Origin of the sequence: Aequorivita nionensis (genome assembly GCF_046352995.1) — a bacterium.
GTDB classification, from domain to species: domain Bacteria; phylum Bacteroidota; class Bacteroidia; order Flavobacteriales; family Flavobacteriaceae; genus Aequorivita; species Aequorivita nionensis.
Genome location: NZ_CP130281.1, coordinates 2347343 through 2366134 on the forward strand (window position 1 = coordinate 2347343; position 18792 = coordinate 2366134).

19 protein-coding genes are annotated in these 18792 nt (G+C 35.1%); 3 read left to right on the forward strand and 16 right to left on the reverse strand.

From position 1 onward, the window contains the following. From Q2U82_RS10655 to yidD (Q2U82_RS10665), 3 genes are all read left to right on the forward strand, one after another. Complete coding sequence (locus tag Q2U82_RS10655) at positions 1 to 666, forward strand: response regulator (protein ID WP_410004855.1); 666 nt, start codon at positions 1 to 3, stop codon at positions 664 to 666. A 303-nt stretch (positions 667 to 969) separates the two neighbouring features. Further along, positions 970 to 1203, forward strand: coding sequence for a hypothetical protein (locus tag Q2U82_RS10660; RefSeq protein ID WP_410004856.1), 234 nt, complete (start codon positions 970 to 972; stop codon positions 1201 to 1203). Next, the gene (gene yidD, locus Q2U82_RS10665; RefSeq protein WP_410004857.1) at positions 1200 to 1499 is read left to right on the forward strand and encodes a membrane protein insertion efficiency factor YidD; all 300 of its coding nucleotides are present in this window, start codon (positions 1200 to 1202) and stop codon (positions 1497 to 1499) included. The genes Q2U82_RS10660 and yidD (Q2U82_RS10665) overlap by 4 nt, the downstream gene beginning before the upstream one ends. Before the next feature lie 840 nt (positions 1500 to 2339). On the opposite strand, the gene Q2U82_RS10670 is transcribed toward yidD (Q2U82_RS10665), so the two are convergent. The 16 genes from Q2U82_RS10670 to Q2U82_RS10745 all read right to left on the reverse strand — a co-directional run bounded on the left by Q2U82_RS10670 (position 2340) and on the right by Q2U82_RS10745 (position 18528). After that, entirely contained in the window at positions 2340 to 3083 is a 744-nt protein-coding gene (locus Q2U82_RS10670) for a tetratricopeptide repeat protein (protein ID WP_410004858.1), read from the reverse strand. A 500-nt stretch (positions 3084 to 3583) separates the two neighbouring features. Beyond that, complete coding sequence (locus tag Q2U82_RS10675; RefSeq protein ID WP_410004859.1) at positions 3584 to 4408, reverse strand: hypothetical protein; 825 nt, start codon at positions 4406 to 4408, stop codon at positions 3584 to 3586. Then, complete coding sequence (locus Q2U82_RS10680; RefSeq protein WP_410004860.1) at positions 4396 to 5736, reverse strand: hypothetical protein; 1341 nt, start codon at positions 5734 to 5736, stop codon at positions 4396 to 4398. The genes Q2U82_RS10675 and Q2U82_RS10680 overlap by 13 nt, the downstream gene beginning before the upstream one ends. A gap of 3 nt (positions 5737 to 5739) precedes the next feature. Then, the gene (locus tag Q2U82_RS10685) at positions 5740 to 6372 is read right to left on the reverse strand and encodes a hypothetical protein (protein WP_410004861.1); all 633 of its coding nucleotides are present in this window, start codon (positions 6370 to 6372) and stop codon (positions 5740 to 5742) included. Continuing rightward, on the reverse strand, positions 6369 to 7331 hold the full coding sequence (locus Q2U82_RS10690; protein ID WP_410004862.1) for a hypothetical protein: 963 nt from the start codon (positions 7329 to 7331) through the stop codon (positions 6369 to 6371). The genes Q2U82_RS10685 and Q2U82_RS10690 overlap by 4 nt, the downstream gene beginning before the upstream one ends. Positions 7332 to 7340: 9 nt before the next feature. Beyond that, a complete protein-coding gene (locus tag Q2U82_RS10695) occupies positions 7341 to 8207 on the reverse strand; it encodes a hypothetical protein (protein ID WP_410004863.1) in 867 nt (288 codons plus the stop codon). A gap of 27 nt (positions 8208 to 8234) precedes the next feature. Then, positions 8235 to 9773, reverse strand: a complete 1539-nt coding sequence (locus Q2U82_RS10700; protein WP_410004864.1) for a hypothetical protein — start codon at positions 9771 to 9773, stop codon at positions 8235 to 8237. After that, a complete protein-coding gene (yidD, locus tag Q2U82_RS10705; RefSeq protein ID WP_410004865.1) occupies positions 9770 to 10060 on the reverse strand; it encodes a membrane protein insertion efficiency factor YidD in 291 nt (96 codons plus the stop codon). Before yidD (Q2U82_RS10705) ends, Q2U82_RS10700 begins: the two co-directional genes overlap by 4 nt. 1 nt (position 10061) lies before the next feature. Continuing rightward, positions 10062 to 10271, reverse strand: coding sequence for a hypothetical protein (locus Q2U82_RS10710; protein WP_410004866.1), 210 nt, complete (start codon positions 10269 to 10271; stop codon positions 10062 to 10064). 92 nt (positions 10272 to 10363) lie between these two features. Beyond that, the gene (locus Q2U82_RS10715) at positions 10364 to 11698 is read right to left on the reverse strand and encodes a M43 family zinc metalloprotease (protein ID WP_410004867.1); all 1335 of its coding nucleotides are present in this window, start codon (positions 11696 to 11698) and stop codon (positions 10364 to 10366) included. A gap of 114 nt (positions 11699 to 11812) precedes the next feature. Beyond that, positions 11813 to 12448: a hypothetical protein gene (locus Q2U82_RS10720; RefSeq protein WP_410004868.1), complete on the reverse strand. Its 636-nt coding sequence runs from the start codon at positions 12446 to 12448 to the stop codon at positions 11813 to 11815. Between the two features lie 100 nt (positions 12449 to 12548). Beyond that, a complete protein-coding gene (locus tag Q2U82_RS10725) occupies positions 12549 to 13388 on the reverse strand; it encodes a response regulator transcription factor (RefSeq protein ID WP_410004869.1) in 840 nt (279 codons plus the stop codon). Between the two features lie 93 nt (positions 13389 to 13481). Continuing rightward, positions 13482 to 15374 (reverse strand): histidine kinase dimerization/phosphoacceptor domain -containing protein, encoded by a 1893-nt coding sequence (locus tag Q2U82_RS10730; RefSeq protein WP_410004870.1) that lies wholly within the window; start codon positions 15372 to 15374, stop codon positions 13482 to 13484. Between the two features lie 133 nt (positions 15375 to 15507). Next, on the reverse strand, positions 15508 to 15660 hold the full coding sequence (locus Q2U82_RS10735; protein ID WP_410004871.1) for a hypothetical protein: 153 nt from the start codon (positions 15658 to 15660) through the stop codon (positions 15508 to 15510). A 193-nt stretch (positions 15661 to 15853) separates the two neighbouring features. Beyond that, a complete protein-coding gene (locus tag Q2U82_RS10740) occupies positions 15854 to 16525 on the reverse strand; it encodes a response regulator transcription factor (RefSeq protein WP_410004872.1) in 672 nt (223 codons plus the stop codon). 2 nt (positions 16526 to 16527) lie between these two features. After that, positions 16528 to 18528, reverse strand: a complete 2001-nt coding sequence (locus tag Q2U82_RS10745; protein WP_410004873.1) for an ATP-binding protein — start codon at positions 18526 to 18528, stop codon at positions 16528 to 16530. Between the last annotated feature and the right edge of the window lie 264 nt (positions 18529 to 18792).

Consider the following 18792-nt stretch of genomic DNA (forward strand, 5'->3'; position numbering starts at 1 on the left):
ATGTTTGAAAAAGTTTTAGTGGCTGATGACTTGGATTGTATCAACCAAGGAGTGGTAAGTGTATTGAATACATTGAAAATAAAAAATGTGACCCAAGTAGCCTATTGTGATGATGCTTTTCTGCAAATAGAAAAAGGGGTGTTGGACGGGGCTCCCTTTGAGCTCTTGATAACCGATCTCTCTTTTGTGGCAGACCACCGCAAACAGAAATACGCCTCTGGGGAAGTATTGATAAGTGCCCTTAAACAAAAGCATCCGCAACTTAAAATAATTGCCTATTCGGTGGAAGACAAACTGCAAAAGGTGCGCACGGTGATGCTTGAAAGCAAGGCCGATGCCTATGTGTGCAAAGGACGGCACGGACTTAAACAACTTGAGCAGGCCATACAGGAAGTGTATAACGGCAATCAATATCTTTCCCCCCAAATAGGAAACGCCCTTAACAAAAAAGTTTCAGTAGAAATAAGCGATTACGATATAAAAATCCTAAAGCTGTTGGCCCAGGGCTATTCGCAAAGGGAAATAGGCGAGGACTTTCTAACAAATAACATAAGTCCGTCCAGCATAAGTTCCATAGAAAAAAAGATAAGTAAGCTCTGTGACCATTTTAAAGCCAAGAACACTAACCAATTGGTTGCTATTGTTAAAGACTTGGGGTTGATATAGCGACTTTAATTTTCAATTTTCAATTCTCAATTCTCAATTCTCAATTCTCAATTCTCAATTTTCAATTCTCAATTTTCAATTTTCAATTTTTTACTCTTAACCACCAACCAACAACTAACAAAAACCAACCAATTGCGGAATTCCGTAAAAAACACACAACACCCCTTTATAAATTTGCTGATTGAATAGCCAGCATATCTGTTCTGGGGAGAAAATGTGTAGGTTGTTTAGTCCCTTACGGAATTCCGTAAGGGATTTTTGATTTATTTATATAGGTTTGGAAAAAAACTAAAACAAATTCATATGGAATATAAAGTTATACCCTTTACAGTACAAATTGACCATAAAGCAGGTTCCTCAAATTACGTATCGCTACAGTTGGAGCAGCTTATAAATAAATATTCCGCGCAAGGGTGGACCTATTTGCGAATGGAAACCGTTACCAACCATATTAGGGGGAATGAAGGCTGTTTTGGCTTGGGGGCAACACCTGGATTTACCTTGGTGAGTAATATGTTAGTGTTTAAAAAAGGATGAAGCGCCTATTTCTGTTAGCCATCAAAACCTATTGGCGCCTAGTGCCTCAGAAGAGGCGTAGAAAATGCCTCTTTAAAGTTTCCTGTTCCCATTATGTATATCAACAAATCAAGGAAAATGGGGTGTCTATGGGCTTAAGGGCGCTGCATTATCGAATTCAAAACTGCAACGCGCATTACCATATAATAGAAATTGAGGATGAGAAAGTATTGGTAACCAAAACCCATAAAGTTATTAGGGAAAGGGAATTAAGTGAATTTATTTTAGAGAAGATGAATTCTTACCAAATCTCTTAAGAGGTTATTGTTGGAAAGGGAGATATTTATCGCTTGTAGATTTTTGGTTTTTTTGAGCTTTTTTTGATCTACATAGCAAAAGTCCACACCCTAGATAAACCCGAGATAAGGTTTAGATTAGGATTTAGCGAAAAGCGATGAGCGAATAGGGTTTTAATTTGGGAGACGTGAATCGTGAATTGAAAATCGTGTATTTTAATTCTAATTTCTCTTTGCTCTTTAATTTTTGGTCACTTAATCGAGAAAAGCATTTTTATTGGAAAAGTGTTTTGAGGATTTAATATATTTACGTTTCTCCCCGATTAATTATCTCAATGCGGAATCCCGTAATGGGTTGATTTTGTATTGTTTTACATTTGAGAATAATTACACTAACAAAACCACCAACAAATGATTAAAAAATTATTTCTTTTGATTTTTGCATGTTCTATTTTAGGTTGCAAAAGTTACGGACAGGTTTTTGAAACTAAAGCTGACAATGTAAAAACTGTTGATTAAACCTACGTTTTTGAGAATGACTCCTTGAAAATAACCTACAATCTCTGGAAAGAGAAAGGTTTAATGCAGTTTGAAATTTATAACAAACTCAAAACTCCCATATATATAGATTGGTGTAAATCATTCTATATAGACAATAAAGTTAAGCTTAATTATTGGGAGGATGTGGAGCTTACAAATGCGCTTTATCTTTGCTATTATTATGAAAGTGCTTTTTTAGGAAGACGTTCTGCAGGTTTTTCCAATTCTACTAAAACAAAGGATGAAAGAATTACATTTATACCTCCAAAAGCCAAATACTTACGCTCACAGTTTTATATTATTTCAAGGAGCTTTACAGTTTTAGATAAAAACGGACCATTTACTGAAATAGGTTTCTCCAATGGAATTCGAAATAAAGGAAACATCCCAGATTCTACCCATTTTTTTATTGATGTGCAATGCTTTTTCATCGTATTTCAATGCTTTATTGTAGACCCCATTTTCACGATATAAAAGGGCTATGTTGTTATAGGAACTGCTTAGGCCAATGGAGTCATTGAGTTTCTCGAGCAAAGCGACAGATTGATTTAAAAGTATATAGGCAGCGTCAATTCGGCCGTGAGATCCATATAGACTCCCCATATTGTTTAGGATGGATGCCTCCATCTTTGTGTTTGAAGATTGTCGTGTGAGAACTAAGGAACGCTTGTAAGAAGAGATTGCCTCAGGGAAATTATTAAGGCTGTAATAAATATTGCCAATGCTATTTAATGTTCTCCCAATCCTATTTAAGTCAGCTATTTTCTCACTTATCTCTAAGGATTGGTAAAAATAGTCGAGGGATGATTTAAAGTCATTTGCATAATAATAGGCAACCCCCAGATTGTGCAGTGCATCTCCTTTTTCCTCCTCTTCGCCAGCACTTTCCGCTAATTTTATTGATTTTTTAGCGTAGTAAATACTACTATCTGGGGATTTTTTCCAGTAGGAAATACTCAATGCTTTATACAGTGCAAGTTTATGTAAGGAATCTTTCACCCCTACTTTAAGTTCTCGTTTTAAGCTGTCTATAACAATTTGAGGACCTCTGGGGGCTAGCTGCAAAGGAGAGGCTGCCAATTGTCCTTAATAGCATATGAATATGAAAGCAATGACGCTTCTTTTCATAAGTTTTATTAGTTTTTTTTATGAAATATATCTGTAAATATTGAACCTTTCAATATTACAGAAAATCACGCAGTTCACAATAGCAGAAATAAGTTTTTGGAGGTTTAGCTGTATGTTTTAAATATTATAAATATGATTTTCTTCACACAAAAATTTGTTGCAAATGCGGTATTTTGTAATTGTTTGATGTTGTATTGTTTTATTTTTATCAAATTCCAAGTAGTTCATTCCATAAACTTGTTCTTTATTAAGTATCTTTCTTTTTCCTGCAGACTTCGTAGTTCAAATGTCAGGTCGAGCGCAGACGAGACCTCGTTGCTTGATGGTTATTTTTTTTAGTAAAACATTTATTGCTGAAACCATCAAAAGCAAACCACACCGCTAACAATTCTCCCCAGATTGTTATTGGTGTGGTTGAAAAAACAACGAAAATGGATCTATTTATTAAGACTTTCTTTTAAACTTTCCCCCAATATTTCTCCTGCCTTTGATAATCGTAACATTACTTTAATGCCCAGACTTATTCTAAGAAATTCTACTGTGGGGTCGCTGTAGGTATCAATGGCACTTGGAGATAATATATTATCCTCATCAAATCGATTTCCTAAATCATAATTCGCTTTTGCATATAACAATACTCTAAAAGCATCTCTGGTATATTCTTCTCCATTGTCACCACCTAACTGAACTTCATAACCAATGATACCGGAAAGAAAGGGTTGGGAATTGAACTGTTTGTTTTCTTCGGAAGTTGATATTATAATCACATTGTTCGCTTTTTGGATAATTTCAGCTTTAGTATTAATACTATATCCCCCACCCAAAGCAAGCCAGAATTGTCCACGAGCAAGCACTTTGCCCATACGTAAACGAGCATATATTGGAATTTCGATGTTTGTTGTTTTAATTGAATCGGTAAGAATACCATTTTGTCCACGTATTGAATACTCTTGGAAATTCAGGCCAACACCTCCCAAAAATCCTAATGTTGAGGTAGGAGAATAAGCATCCAATCCTAGAAATATAGTTTGGCTAGGGGTTCCAGCGTAATAAAACTTATCGTCATCTATAGAGCCGCTGGTGCTCATCAAGGCAGTTTTGCCATTGTCGCCTGCCCAAGAAACATCGTAGCCCATAGCTGCTCCAACTCGGAAATTTTCAATATCAAAAAATGATTTTTCAATAGCAATGTTTTGCCCAGATGATAAATATGAAATACATACTATTAGGAATAGGATAGATTTTTTCATCAGTTTTTCCATTTTTTATTAAAATTTGAAGTGAATACTTGGAATTCCACGTTTTTGTTATCCACTCCCATTTCTCTTGCCTTGTAAAAATATTTTATAGCAAGGTTTTGAGATTGGTTAGGGGTCATGCCCATTTCGCGTAGAAGTCGCTTATTTCCATTGTCGAGCATCATTAAACACATAAAATGAAAGTTGGTTCCTTGAAGGAAGCCACTATTTTCATATTTAAAATATGTTTTGAAAGTTTGCTCATAATTTTTCTTTGAAGACACTGCGGAGTTAAAGGCAGCTTTAATCCTCTTTTGGATAAGTTGCGGATCAAATTCTTTCGAGGCAGTTATTAGATTGTCAAGATTTGGATTTTTAAATCCCTCTTTTTTTAGTTCCAAATAAATTTCAAGTGCCTTTGCATACATTTCATTCTTGTAAAAATGTCCGGCTGTTTGAAAATCCAATTCTTGTTTGCGTTCCTTTTCAACTTGTTGGATTTTGAGTTCCCAATCCTTGTACTTAGCGTTACCCCCAATGATGTATTTTTTTGCAATTTCTAAATTTTCACGTGCGATGGATATTTTTCCTTCTGAAAGAACTTGCTGTATTGTATTGTCCATTGCTTCTGTATCTACCAAATCAATAATGGCAGATTTTGCATCAATTGCGCTTTGAAAATGTGGATTTAATTGAAGTATGGATTCCACAATTTGTAAGGCTTCCAGATATTTCTTTTCACTATATAAAAAGGATACTTTTTTATATAAAGAATCTATTTGCTTGGCAAGTTCTTGTTGTTTTTGAGTATCCAGGCTTTTTTTTAAGCAAGGCGCCAAATATTTCATATGTGTTTCCGCGGAATCGTCAAACACCTTTTCTATGCTGTAGGAAGAATTAGTTACGTTTATTGATAAATAATTGTCATAACTGGATGTTTTCTTGCTTGACCAATTTATAGTCTTTGGAACTTTTACATAAGTGTAGGTTTGCGATGTTATAGGATCAAAATAAGTGCAATCCAGTAATTCTATTTCTTCTGGATCAATATCAATTGATTCTATATTATAAGCTTTTTTAGCATCGGAAAGATATGCGAAAACAAATTCGTAGGTATCTTTATTGGACAAATCGTAGGCGTGGTCGTTTTTTATTGGATCATTAAAACATAAGTGCATCTCACCATAATAACTATCAAGTTTTTGATTAATGGTTTTTTGTAAAATGCTTATATAATCCATGGAAAGTTGAATTATTTTATTTTTATCAAGCGCAAGTGGTTCATTTGCACTAAAAGTTTTTGTGCCCATAAGAAGGAAAGAAAAAATAAAGAATGTTTGTAATGGTTTCATTTATTAATTTTTTATTACTTCTATCCCTTTCGCCTCAACGTCATCGAGCAACATAATCCATTTGGTGCCATCTTGGGTCGTTACTTTTTCTATAATGCCCATTCCTCCTTTAGTGGTAACATCCACATAGTCCCATTCAATGGCTTCAAATTTTTCATCTTCGATCATGCCCGTTTGGACGTAATTTTTTTTCTTGCTGAAGCGTTGGACAAATTCGAACCTTACAATGTATTTTCCCAATTCGGTGGGATGGGGCTCCACATTTTCCACTGTAAAATCTATAATGTCTATATGCACCAATTCTTTCTTTGCTTCATAGTTTGTTAAACTATTAAGATAGGTTGGCATTGGAATAGGCTCTGATTTTTTTCCGCTTGCATAGGCCAATTGCATAGTAGCATCTTTGGTAAATAATCGCAATACATTTCTGATGGCCTTGTCTCTTAATATGGCCTCATCAGAAGAGGGGTTAAATGAAGGTATTACGGTCAACGATTCTGTGAAAAGGTCAATCATCCTTTTCGCTCTTTCTTTAAACTCCACCCTTTCTGCTTGGGTAAGCTCAAGTTTTTGGGCTTGTAACCCTAAGGTCAAAATCAAGAAAACACCCATCAAAAAAAGTTTTATCCTTTTCATTGCACTTCGCTAGCGTTATGGCATTCAACCACTACAATGCCAGATATCTTTTTTGTATCCCGGTGATATTCAATCCTGATGATATTTACATCCGTAATGCTATTTAGATACGCTAACCTGTCAATAAAATAATTAGCTCCATCACCGCTTTCCCACATTCCTTCGGGATATTTTTGATCTGGTTTTAAATACATTTTAACGGCTGCCATCGGGTCAAAATATTTTTCCCAGGTTTCACGAGCTAGCTTGTCGCGCTCTTTGTAGGTGCGTCTGGTGTCAATTATTTTTACGAGGTCTTCTTTTAGGTTTAGCCCGTCTGCGACTGTGGTTTGGGTACAGGGGTCACCTTCTCCTTCGTCTGGACCAGTTTCTATCCCATTATTACCAAAAGATTTTAAATTGTGGAGAATCACAATTTTATTGGGTTGAGTTTTGTTCTCACAATAAATCTGTGTAAGTAAGGACTTAAACTCTTCGTCATTTTTAAAAGTTAAAAGGTTGCTTTTGGTTTGAAGGGAATCATATTTTTTATCTGCCAGAATGATGACATTTTCATCTAAATCTTTTAAGTATTTTAAAATGGAGCTTTTCGCATTTTGAAACTTATTGGTTTTCCATTCTTTAGGTATTTCATATGATTCCAATAATTTTTTGCCTTTTTCTTCATCTATTTTTGCTTCGAAAAGATTTTGGAAGAAATTTTTATGAAACTCTACCTTCAATTCTTCTGTTTCTGCTCCATTAAATCTAATAAGGCTAGCTTGAGGTTGAAGTTTTAAAGGCTCGCTACATTCTATAAGTTTTGGTGTAATGAAATTTGAAACAGGACTATTTGCGAGATTGTCCTCGATTGCAAAATCATCTGTTACAACTTGTATTTCAACGGCCACTCCTTGTGAATTCTTAACACAGCCTTGGGTAATTGAAAAAACGGATAAAATAATAAATACTTTTTTCATAACATTAAATTAGTTGGAGCTTCCATATATTGACATTTGGAATTTTAAACATTCCACAGCGAGTTCTGCTCGGTTTTCATTTTTTTGATGACCTACAAAAAGTGAAACATCTTCGTCATCAAATATTCCCGGTGACTCTATAACAAAATGGAATTTATCATCGGTATGCTTTCCTTTGTCCATATATAATCGACGGTGGTTTGCTTCAAATTCTTTTAATTCTTTAGTTGTTGAAAAATCGTGTGTAAAAGGAGTTTCTTCAGCAACTTCAAAATCTTTGTTACCCCCAATAAACTTGCTTTTTTGTCTATTAAATGCGATAGATGCAATTACTTCGTATAAAAAATAACCTGTGTGATAAAGATGGATATAGGCAACAACCAAATATGTGGCTATTATGAATAGGCTGAGACCGTTAAAGTATCCTAATAAACCTTGGAAAGCTGCAATTTTAAAAATGGCCAAACCAACTATACCAAATTTCCCAATGTATGAGATAACTTTTCTTAATCCGTTTGCCTGTTGCTTGAAATTCTGTTGTTGCCTAGAATCAGTTGCAATAATTGAGTAATTAATATTTATCAATTTATTGGCATGATTAGCATGTGCCATAAAGGCAAATATGATATCCAGGGCAATAAGACCCATTGCCATAATTATTGCAAGATCCCCAACTATTAAAAGATTATAAACACCTAACACTTCCAGGCCTAACATTATAACAAAAAGTACTGCATCCAGAGCGAATCCAGAAGTGCCATAAAATCCTGGTAGTCTTACTCCAGAATAATTTTTTTCAGCTTTTTTTGAATTGAACCAAAGTTTTTGAACAGACTTTGAAGGTTTAAAATTTAGATCCTTATCTATTTTAGGCATAGTATTTATTTTTTAAATGATATTTTATTAATTGTTAATGGCTAAAATCAATCCCGTATTTCCAACGTATTGTTCCAACGCTTTTTTGTTCTTTCCTCCAGAAACATCACAAACTATTTCAGTATCTGTCATCTCTCCTTTAAAAGTACATTCTGCAATTCTATCTTTCAGGGAGTATTTCTCTCCGTTAAAGACAAGATCACCTTTTTTATATACGATAAAATCCAATTTATTTTTATTAAAAAAATTGACCGGTTTTTTAAAAATAAGCTTATCTACTTTGTCCCGCTTATCTTTTACAATTGTTATCAATTCAAGCTCTATGGGCTCTTGTTTGAGAATAAGTTTGAATAAATCTTCCTTGAATTCTTGTAGCGTTTTATCAAATGCATCTTTTTTTGTGGAATAGTAATATCCTGGTTTAGTGCTCGAGATGAGAGCCTTGGTGTCCTTCAGTTTTGCTTCTTGTGGGTTCTCTAAATTTACTTGCGCACTTACCGAGTAAGATATTTTACAAGTAAATCCCTCGCCGCCCCTGCCCGAAGAATCGTAATCTATTTTATATTCATAATCAATCCCGCCTAATGAAATAAATGTCATCCCAGTATTTTCTTCAGCTTTGAAAGTTGTTTCATCAACTACTGAGTACCTATTTGTTCTTTTCAAAGTCTCATTTACCGCATCTTGTATGGCGTTGATATTGTCATTTCGACAATCTTCACATTTTTTTGGCAATTTATTTACCACAATTCTGTATGTTATTATTTTAAATACAGGTACATTCTCTGCCTTTACATAAAGGGGCTGAAAGTTTACTTCGGCTATATCTGCCATTTTCCAATCTCCTTCCTGTTTTTTTCGCTCTGTAAGCAAAGCCCTTTCTTCTTTTATTTTTGCCGCCATTTCCGGAGTAACATAATTTGAGGAAACGGTTTTGAAATTTTCATTTTTGAAATATGTGGCACGCCATCCATTGTCGGTTTCTTCAAAACTTATTGTGCCATTTGCAACTATACGTTGTCCTTTTTGTATTCTATCTTTACTACCTGTTAAGGCGGCTTCGTAACCACTTGTGTTTTGAAGAGTATATGCAAATTTTTCATTAAAACTTTCTGCAAATGCGGACAGCCCATTAGTGTTTATATAAATATCCTGTTTGGCATCCATTATGAGTTCATATTCGATTTCATAAACTCTTTGACCATACACTTCCTTTTTTATACCGTTTTTCTTTGAAACACCTACAAAATTTAGCGCAGGTCTTTTTTCTGAAAGAAAGTTTCTGAAATAGGTATCTATCGCTCCTTGGCTTACGTTAGAACTCGTTTCTTGATTTATTTCCTGTCCCACAAATTGTTCTTTCTCCATTTTTTGGACTTCACTCATTTGATAAACAAACAGAGAACCATCGGCAGTTTTTATTTTTAAATTTTCAGCGGGATTCATTTCAGTTATATTGCCTTTTACCACGCTACCGTTTTTAAGATAAACTACATCTCGTGTGTTTTGGGAAAATCCAAATAGAGTTGTAAAAAAGAATAAAATGATTGTTAAATTATATTTCATTGTAAATATGTTTTTTCAATTAATCCCTCTCTTATTTCATCTTCTTGTAATACGAATCGAGTTGCAGTAACCAAAAGGGTTTGTTCTCCAGTATGTGTAATAATATAATTGCCCCTGCAATTTTTATAGCGAAACCAAAGTGCGGTCATACCTTTTAAAATTCCTTTCTCTTTTGTTATTTGAAAAACGTGTTTTGAGCAATTTTCTCTAAAAATGCATTGTTTACGCTTATGAGAAGGGATTAAATGCCAATAGAGTTGGATGGGCAAAAGCAACAAATATTTCATTTTATGGTTTTTGAAATACCACATTTCCCACATGCCAAATAGAGTCGGGACGTGCTCCTATTCCAAAACAGCCAGCACTGCCTGGCATTAAATAATGTGAGTATTGATGGTTTACATAATTCCAGCCATCCACTGCTTCCGAATCGATAATGGATTGTAAAGTCTGATTAATATTTTTTGAACTTGGAAAAGGAACAACTTTGTATTGCATAATCAACGAGTATTAAGATTTACCGCTAAAATGCGTATTAAGAAACTTTTAAGAAAATGAAAATGAAAATGCGATAGTTTTAGATGAAAATGTTAATTATATCCATTTTGATCCAGTTTTAATCGTTTGGTTTCACGGGAAGTAATCGGAGTCTCGAAAGATTCTACCCTACTATTTGTGAAAGTTGTATATACTTCTATGCGATAAATACCAAGAGGCAACTCATACAAACAATATTTGTTTTCTGAACCTTTACTTTGCGGATTCACAAACAATTCAAATTTTTGCGAGGTAAATTTGTGTGTCAATACTACTTTTCTATTGTAATAATTTGGGTTGGCTATACATATGCTTCCAGATGTCTCCGAATTATTAGTGTTAATTATAGTAGGAATAGTAGATACGACAGAACCATTACAATTATTTTTTATAAGTAGGCCAGAGCGGTTTTTCTTAATATAATCTCTCATATGCTTTACTTGATCTTTTGTGAACATTCCTTCAACATATGCCGAATAGTCCATAAAATTTTGGTAATTGCCATCTCTTATATCTAAACAGATTTTTTTTACTTCATCTAATTCTATAAATTTATTTCCATTCTTATCTAAAGTAGGTCCATTTTGACGTGGGGTGTCTGAAATTCCATCATCAAGCGAACAAATTATATTACCCAATTCATCGTCTGTGCCCCAAATATGTTCCAAACCTAAATAATGTCCTATCTCGTGGGAAGACCAATATTTTTGTGTCTTTTCCATCTCATTAAATAGGACTAATGAAAAAACGACACCATCATAAGTCGGGTAAATTCTATTTTTTGTTGCATACCCTACTTTAATTTTTAAAGTATTATGAGCCTCTCTCAGATCACAAATCCAAACATTTAAATAATGCTCAGAATTAACATATCCATTGTTTTTTAGAATTGGATCTTTCCTTTTTTCGACAAAAAATTCTTGACTAGTATTATGAAAGGAGATAGGATTTATTAACTTACAATTTTCATCAAATTCTTTTGTAGGTATATAAAATTGAATATTAGCTTTACCAATTTTTAAATTATAAGGATGGTCAATATTATTTGGATTTACCTCATTAAAACCTTCATTTAGAAGTGTAATTAATTTATAAAATTTTTTGGTGTAAGTTTTTTTCGCTTGTTCATTAAGTAAGTTGATATCTTTATGTACAAAATGAAAAAGTATTGGAATTTTAATAACTTCATCATTTTCAGTTTGAATTATGGAAGTATTTATTTTTATAGGCTTTTTTTCAGGATAAGAATTATTCTCTTTCTCTTTCGGGGTTACATTATCCTCAATTTTCTTCAATATAGTTCCCAGAATAGTAGTTTTTTTTTGTGCAGTACTTAAGTGGCACGAACAGCTCAAAAAAATTACGAGAATTGATAAAACCTTTTTCACGGATATGATGATGATTTGAATTTAAAAATCTGACCACAATTGTTGTCGGATTAATATGTTAATTGATTATCTGTAAGAATCACTTATGGAAATCAATCTTGATTTGATCACTTATTATTCATTAACCCCAAAACAATAAACCTTAACAGAAGCTCCAGGGGTATATTCTATGTCATCCTGAGGGATAAGGGCATATTCCCCTTTGGTCAAAGCATCCAAAGTTATTTCATATACATTGTCCTTTATTTTTTTCATTTCAAATGAAACTTCATTCTCATCTGTTTTTCTAGCGCCACCGGACATAGAGCGGCTAGACAATAAAAATTTGCGGACATCGGTATATTTCATTGCCTTCATAACAATAAAATAATCCTCGGGGTCGTCCTTGCCATCAAACCTGACAATTATTGTTGGTACTTCATCTTTTTCAAATCGCACATCACTTTTTCCACTTAAAATTGTCAAAAACGTTTTAGTGCCACCAAGCCCGAAACCTTCAACCTTAGACACTATTTCCGCTTTTGCCTTTTCAAAGTCGTTCAATATTCCATTGTTGCTGTAGTATGGTTTTTCAGAATATTCTAGAATTAAACTTTCAACATTTGGCGATTTTTCTGCATAAGCCCATGTGCCGTCCGTTTTCAAGATTACTTTTTCACCGCTTGAGGTGGTTGCTTTTTTTGATTGTGCAGAGAGGTGTGCAATGGATAGCACTGCAAATAAGAGTGATACTTTTTTTATAAAACTCATGGAACCCAGGTTTATAGATTTACAATACCGCTAAAATGAGCATTAAGAATACTTTAAGAAACTAAAAATGAAAATATACCTTATAGCAATGAAAATCTGCTTATTTAAACTTTTGGTAAAGTAATTCAAGTCGCTTCTCCACCTCGGGCTTATAGGTTTTTGAAATATGGCAGATGTGTTCCCCGATTTTGAGTTTGTTGCCGTTGATGCGACCTTGTAAAACTTGAGGTGATAGATTAACTATCTCACTTTCATTGATCCTAATAAATGACAGCGGTAATTTGCTGGACAGTTCAGCTAGCGAGGCTGGTAAATAATACGACTCCTTTTCCCATGTTTCCAGCCGTGTATAGTTGGTACGGAGTTTTATATAGCAGGGCCTGTTCTTTAATTTTGTTTTGGATTCGTTCAGTTTTGTGGAATTGGTCGTAATTAGGGCAATAGTGGAATAGGGCAGGGGCACTTGCGATACTTGGGAGCTCCCTTGCTCCTTGATATTTTCAATATAGTCTGTAAAGCATAGTAGTGCATCTTTTGGAGGTAGTAACTTTTCCTTTTTAGTCCGCTGTAGCGCGGTTTGAATAGCGCGCACTACTTGTTGTGTATCCAAATGGGGTTTGGTCTTTACCAAAAAGTTATCGTGTTTTGTTTTTAATCCCTCAAAAAAGGTTTCATTGTCATCATAATCCGTAACATAAATAAACGGAACGTCATAGGTTGTGGAAAGTATCTTGCCCAAATCAATACCCGTTTGCTCTCCTTCCAGCTCAATATCCAACAAAACAATATCCGGCATTTTACTTTGAAGCCGCTCCATAGCTTTTTCCACACTCGGGGTAAATCCGTCCACACTGTAATTTTCTTCCGTTAGTGCCATGGATAGGCGTTTGTATAATATTGCTTTGTCTTCTACAATTAAGATGTGGGCTTTGGGTTTCATGTGAGGAGATTTAAATTTTAGACTGTAACTTTTTTTAACTAAGATATAAGATTTTTGATTTTCCGATTTCGATTTCGCTTTTTGATTTCGATTTCATTTGGGAAACGTGATGTCCATTCTTGTTCCATCGCTTCCACTGAACTTAAAAGTGCCTTTATACTCCACTGTCAACAATTTTATGGTTTCCATCCCAAAGGAATCCAGTTTGTCAATATCAAATCCCACGGGAAGTCCTTTCCCATTATCCATCAAATTTAACTGATAGTTTTCACGATCTACCTTTAAGCTAATGGAAATAACACCCCTTTCATTATTGGGAAAGGCATATTTATAGCTGTTGGTAACAAATTCGTTGATGATAAGGCCAATGGGGAAGGAGATATCTGCACGCAGGGTTATGTTGGCAACATTTTCTTCCAATGTTATGTTTGGTCTGTTATAGGCTTTTGTTACATTTTCCAATAAAGCGGAAATATAGGTTATTGCATTTACGTTCGTTACATCCTCTTTTTTGAATAGTTGTTTGTGCACCTCAAACATACTGTTGATACGGTTTTGAAGCTCGTCCAGTTTTTCACGATAGGAGGGGTCGGGGAATTTACCCTTGGCTAACGAAATGAAGAAATCTATAAAGGAAAGGTTGTTCTTTAACCGGTGGTGCAGTTCGCGCTGTAGGTCTTCCACGAGGACTTTTTGTTTTTCAATTTCCTCTTTTTGTTTTTTGTTTTTGTTGTAGGCCATAAAGAAAAAAGCGAGCCCGGCCAGGGAAACAACAAAACCAGCACCAATGGCCCATTTTTGGGTCTTTTCCTTTTCTGTTAAAAGCGCTTGTTCGGCCTTTTCCTGTTTGAGGGTCAGGTTTTCCTTGTCCTTTTCTTCGGTAAGGAATTTGGTGGAAATATACTCGTTCCGCAATTTTTCTCGTGCCCTATTGAGGCTATCGTTCAGTAGAAAATAACGATTGGCTTCTTCCGCAGGATCTTGTTTAAGCCTAATAATGTATTGCAATGCCTCCAGTTCCCAATCCGGGCTTTTGGTTTTGAGTGCAATTTGCATTGCCTTATCGGCGTGGTTTAAGGCTTTAGGCTGGTCTTTATCCAAGTTGAAATCGGCTAGATGGATGTTGGAGGCAAATTGGCCATTTATATCATCCAACAGCAGGCGCTCTGCAAGCGCTTTTTGCATTAATTCCCCGCCCATAGCGTCGCCATTTTTAAAAAGCGCATACCCTAGATTGTCCGTAATGCGGGCTTTTGTTTCGGGGTAAGCATTTAGTTCTGTTGTTGCCAATAGCTTCTTATATATTTTTATGGCTTCCTCATAATTTTGCTGCTCTTTGTGGTTTACGGCCATATTGTTGAGCAGGGCGGCGCGTTGCTTAAAGCTGGTAGCATATAGCAAAGCGTTTTCATATGCCTTTTGGGCATTGGCAAATTCCCCCGCATCGTTGCAGGCAATGCCCAAGGTATTGTAGAGTTTGTAATGCCCCAGACTGTCCTTACTTTTTTCCAAATACCCCAGCCCCCTTTGGACGGTTTGCTGTGCCTGAAAAAAATCGCCGAGGTTTCTTTCCACATCGGCCTTGTTTAAGTGCAAGCTTATTAGAAGAGCGATATCATTTGCACCGACGGCATAGGTTATTGCTTCTTTGTAACAGCTATTGGCCGCAATGAGATTGGGAAGTTCAGCGGTATAGAATGCCTCTCTAAAGCGTGCCTGCGCCATGCCACTAGTATCTTTCAGGGATTGGGCATAAAGAAACATTTTTTTTGCAGTCGCAATTGCCTGCCCATACTCCTTCTTTTTGGATGCGGCTTTCATACTGTTGATGTAGGAATTGTACAGGGTGTCCTTTTCTTGCTGGGGCACACTATTTTTTTTAGTGGTATTGGGCCTGGTGGGATGTGAAGGAATAGCATTGTAGCCGTGGAATTCCACTAGGAAGAAAGAAAAAAACACAAGGAATAGAAGAAAATTTCTATTCATACATAGAGGAGTTGGTTAGTTAGTTTATTTCTACAAGGTACAACTATATGTTTTACACTTTAGGGATTGGTTTTTAAATATAGAAAAAATTCCCGAAGGCGAAATATGATTTCCTTCGGGAATTGATTGGGTTTTAATCATCCCCATCGGGGTCCACGGGATCGTTTTCCTCCTCGCCGCCTGTGGCCTGATGGTTCCCGTTTTGGGTTAGCGGTTGTGGAGTGCAAGAGGTTAGGTTTATTCCCAACACTAGCATTAAGGCACAAAAAAATACTGTTTTTTTCATCTCTATTCATTTAGAGGTTAAACAAAGTATCCTTCTGCCGCGCGGCTTTAAAGTGGGAGGAAGCAGACCTTCGGATTTTTTTCAACTCCCCACAGAGTTGCAGATCCTCTTCCTTTGTACGTTATAAAATTAGGTGGGTATAAATGAAAAAAGGTTCCTAAATAGGAACCATGGTATAGAAATTTTGGAACCATTAGGTTCCTATTATGGCTTGCTGATAAAGTTTTAAAAGCAATTGCTTTTCATTGCTAACATCCATCTTTTCGTATATAGATTGTAAGCGCTTGTTGACAGACTTGTATTTGATGGGGATTTTTCCAGCTTCGTACAAATCGTCCCAGTCGTTTATGCAACTTACATCCGGGAGATACTCAATAATTTTTTGGTCGATATCGTCCAATTGCATGGCAAATGCAAATCGTTTTTTTTGGCTTGCAAGTACCTCTTGGCTATAATAGGAATCACCCTTTAAAATCCGGGGAATTGCCAAGAGCAGTTCGCTTGTGCTGTCGCTTGACTTGAGTACATAACCTTCTGGCTCGAAGTTTTGCATGACGGGATGGATAAATTTTAGTTCGTCGTGTGAGGAATATACAATTCGCGATATCTCATACTTTAAATCCTTTATTTTTTGGAGTAAAGACTGCCCATCCTTTATCAAGCGCGTATCTGGTTGGCGCCTAAAGGTTAAATCGGTGATTAAGAGATCTACAGGAGATTCCACCTTTGAGGAATTTAGAATTCTAAATCCTTCGTCGCAATCAAAGGCCGATGAAACTTTATAGGTGGGAAAAGCGTCAGTGATCTTTCCTATAAGATTTTCGAGGGTATCCTGTTCGTCTTCAATAATTAAGATGTGCTTCATAATCAAAATGCGGTTATAAATATTCCAATTTCACTTCCCATGTTTTTTACGGCATCAAAGCGAATGCTTCCCTTTATTTCATTTACACGCATACGCATATTACCAATGCCGTGCCCATTTTTTAGATCCTCTTCCGTGAAACCTATTCCGTTATCCGTTATAGTGACATCAATATTTTTATTTTTTTTATGGAATTTTACGTTGGCCGTAGGTGCCTTCGAGTGGTTTTTTACATTTGAAATAGCCTCACTGATAATAAGGTAAAGATTTCTCTTAATGGTATCGTCAACCTGTGGCCAGGGGATTGTATGGATTCCTTGGTGAGATATTTTAAGGGATTCGTTATTGTATTCAAATAGCAAGTTAATTATTTGGTCGTCAAATTCTTGTTGCGAAAAGGGAATTTGGAAAAGTTCGTGTGAGAGCAGCCTGATGCTGTCTTTTACTTCCCGAACCTTAGACGCTATTTCAGCTTCTCCTTTTTGTTCGAGATTTGAAGCGATTTTCTCCAAATCTTTCGCTTTGGTGGAATGCAAGTCGGCCCCTATTTTTTCATGTTCTTTTTGTTTTGCTTGGGCAATGTTGATTATATGTTCGTCCCTAAGCTTTCGCCGACGGTTTTTTGAATAGTAAAAAACGCCAAAAATGCCGAGAAAGGCGGTTAAGGCTATAAAACCATAGCGTTGGTTGAGGTTTGTGGCTTTTTGTACGGCGAGTTGCTGTTCGGCATTTTTCTTTTTTAAAGTGAGGTTTTCTTTTTCTTTTAAAACTTCATTGAATTTTCGCTTTTGAGCGAGATTAATAATGCTCGTTTCCTGACTGCGAATTCCTTGGTCCAAATCGTGGCTTTCTTTTAATAATAAATATGCTTTTTCGAAATTGCGTTTTTTATAAAAATAAGAAGCCAGAGTATATTTTATAGTCTGAATTTTTTCATTCTCATTATTTTTTACTGTCAATTTTTCCGCCGATAGTAATCTTTCATAAGTTCTTGTTGATATTTGACTAGCCCATATTTCATAACGGGAAAGTGTATTCCAAAACCAAAATTCACTAATGTTATTGTCTTCCAAAATTAGCTTTTGATAAATTCTTCTAGCAGTTTGATGGTCCGAGGTTTCGATGTAACAGGTTAAAAGGTTAACATTAAAATCTCTCCAAAAATCTTTATCAAATAATTTTGCATCAAATTGGGTTTCTATATTTTTTAAGATTGGAATGGCTTCTTCGTAGTTTCTTGAATTCATCATGGATCGAGAAATCTCGAACAGAAGGCCGCGTTGCATAATAAGATTGTGAGGTTCTCTTTCTTTATATATTGATAACGCCTTTTGAAATTGTTTAATAGCATCCTTATGGTCCAATTCTCTTCTGCTAATATTAGCGAGAAGGATATATGCTCTTGCAATCGCTATTTGGTCATTTTTCTTAATTGCCACATCCATTAATTTATTTAAATATTTTACAGCACTATCATTTTCTGTGATGGTTGAATAATAGTCTGAAATGGAATAATAATTAGCTACTAATCCAATATCGTTTTTTTCTTGAATGTTTAAATCAATTGATTTGTGTAAATAAGATATAACTGAATCGGTATTTTTGAAGATTTTATATCCAACAGAAATGTTATGAAATAAATTACCTTTTTGAATTGGAAAATTATTAATTTGAGGATGTGCTAATCCCTTCTTCCAAAATTCGATCGCCATTTTTGGATTGGCCTTTCTAAACTCAATTGTTCCTCTTTGAGCGTAACCAGTAAGGACATATTTATATAACATTTTTGTTTCTGCTTTGTTAAATAATGTGTCCAAATATTTTTCCGCCAAATTAATGTCATTAGTTTGATAACAATTAATGAGGTGATAATATGCAGTTAATTTTACAGTATCGCTTGAGGCATATTTAATAATTTGTTTCAAACTATCAATCTTTACCTGTTGCGAAAATGAAACACTGGAAAAAAATAGATAAATGAGGAGGAATAGTTTTTTTGTCATTGGTCAGTATTTTCACTTTAAAATTAAATGTTAAATAGCTGTCAATCAAATAAAATACGGATAAATATTAAAGTTAAAATTATCAACTTGAATGGTTATATTTTCACTTGTTAAGGCTATATTTTCATACTAGATTTAAGAAGTGTATTGAAACCTCACAAACAAATGATGTGGTTCCCCTAATTTGCTAATTTCAATAATGAGCTCCGAATAATGCTTTTTGCCGAGAAAACTCTTTTTTTTTGCTGTGTATTTTTAATATTT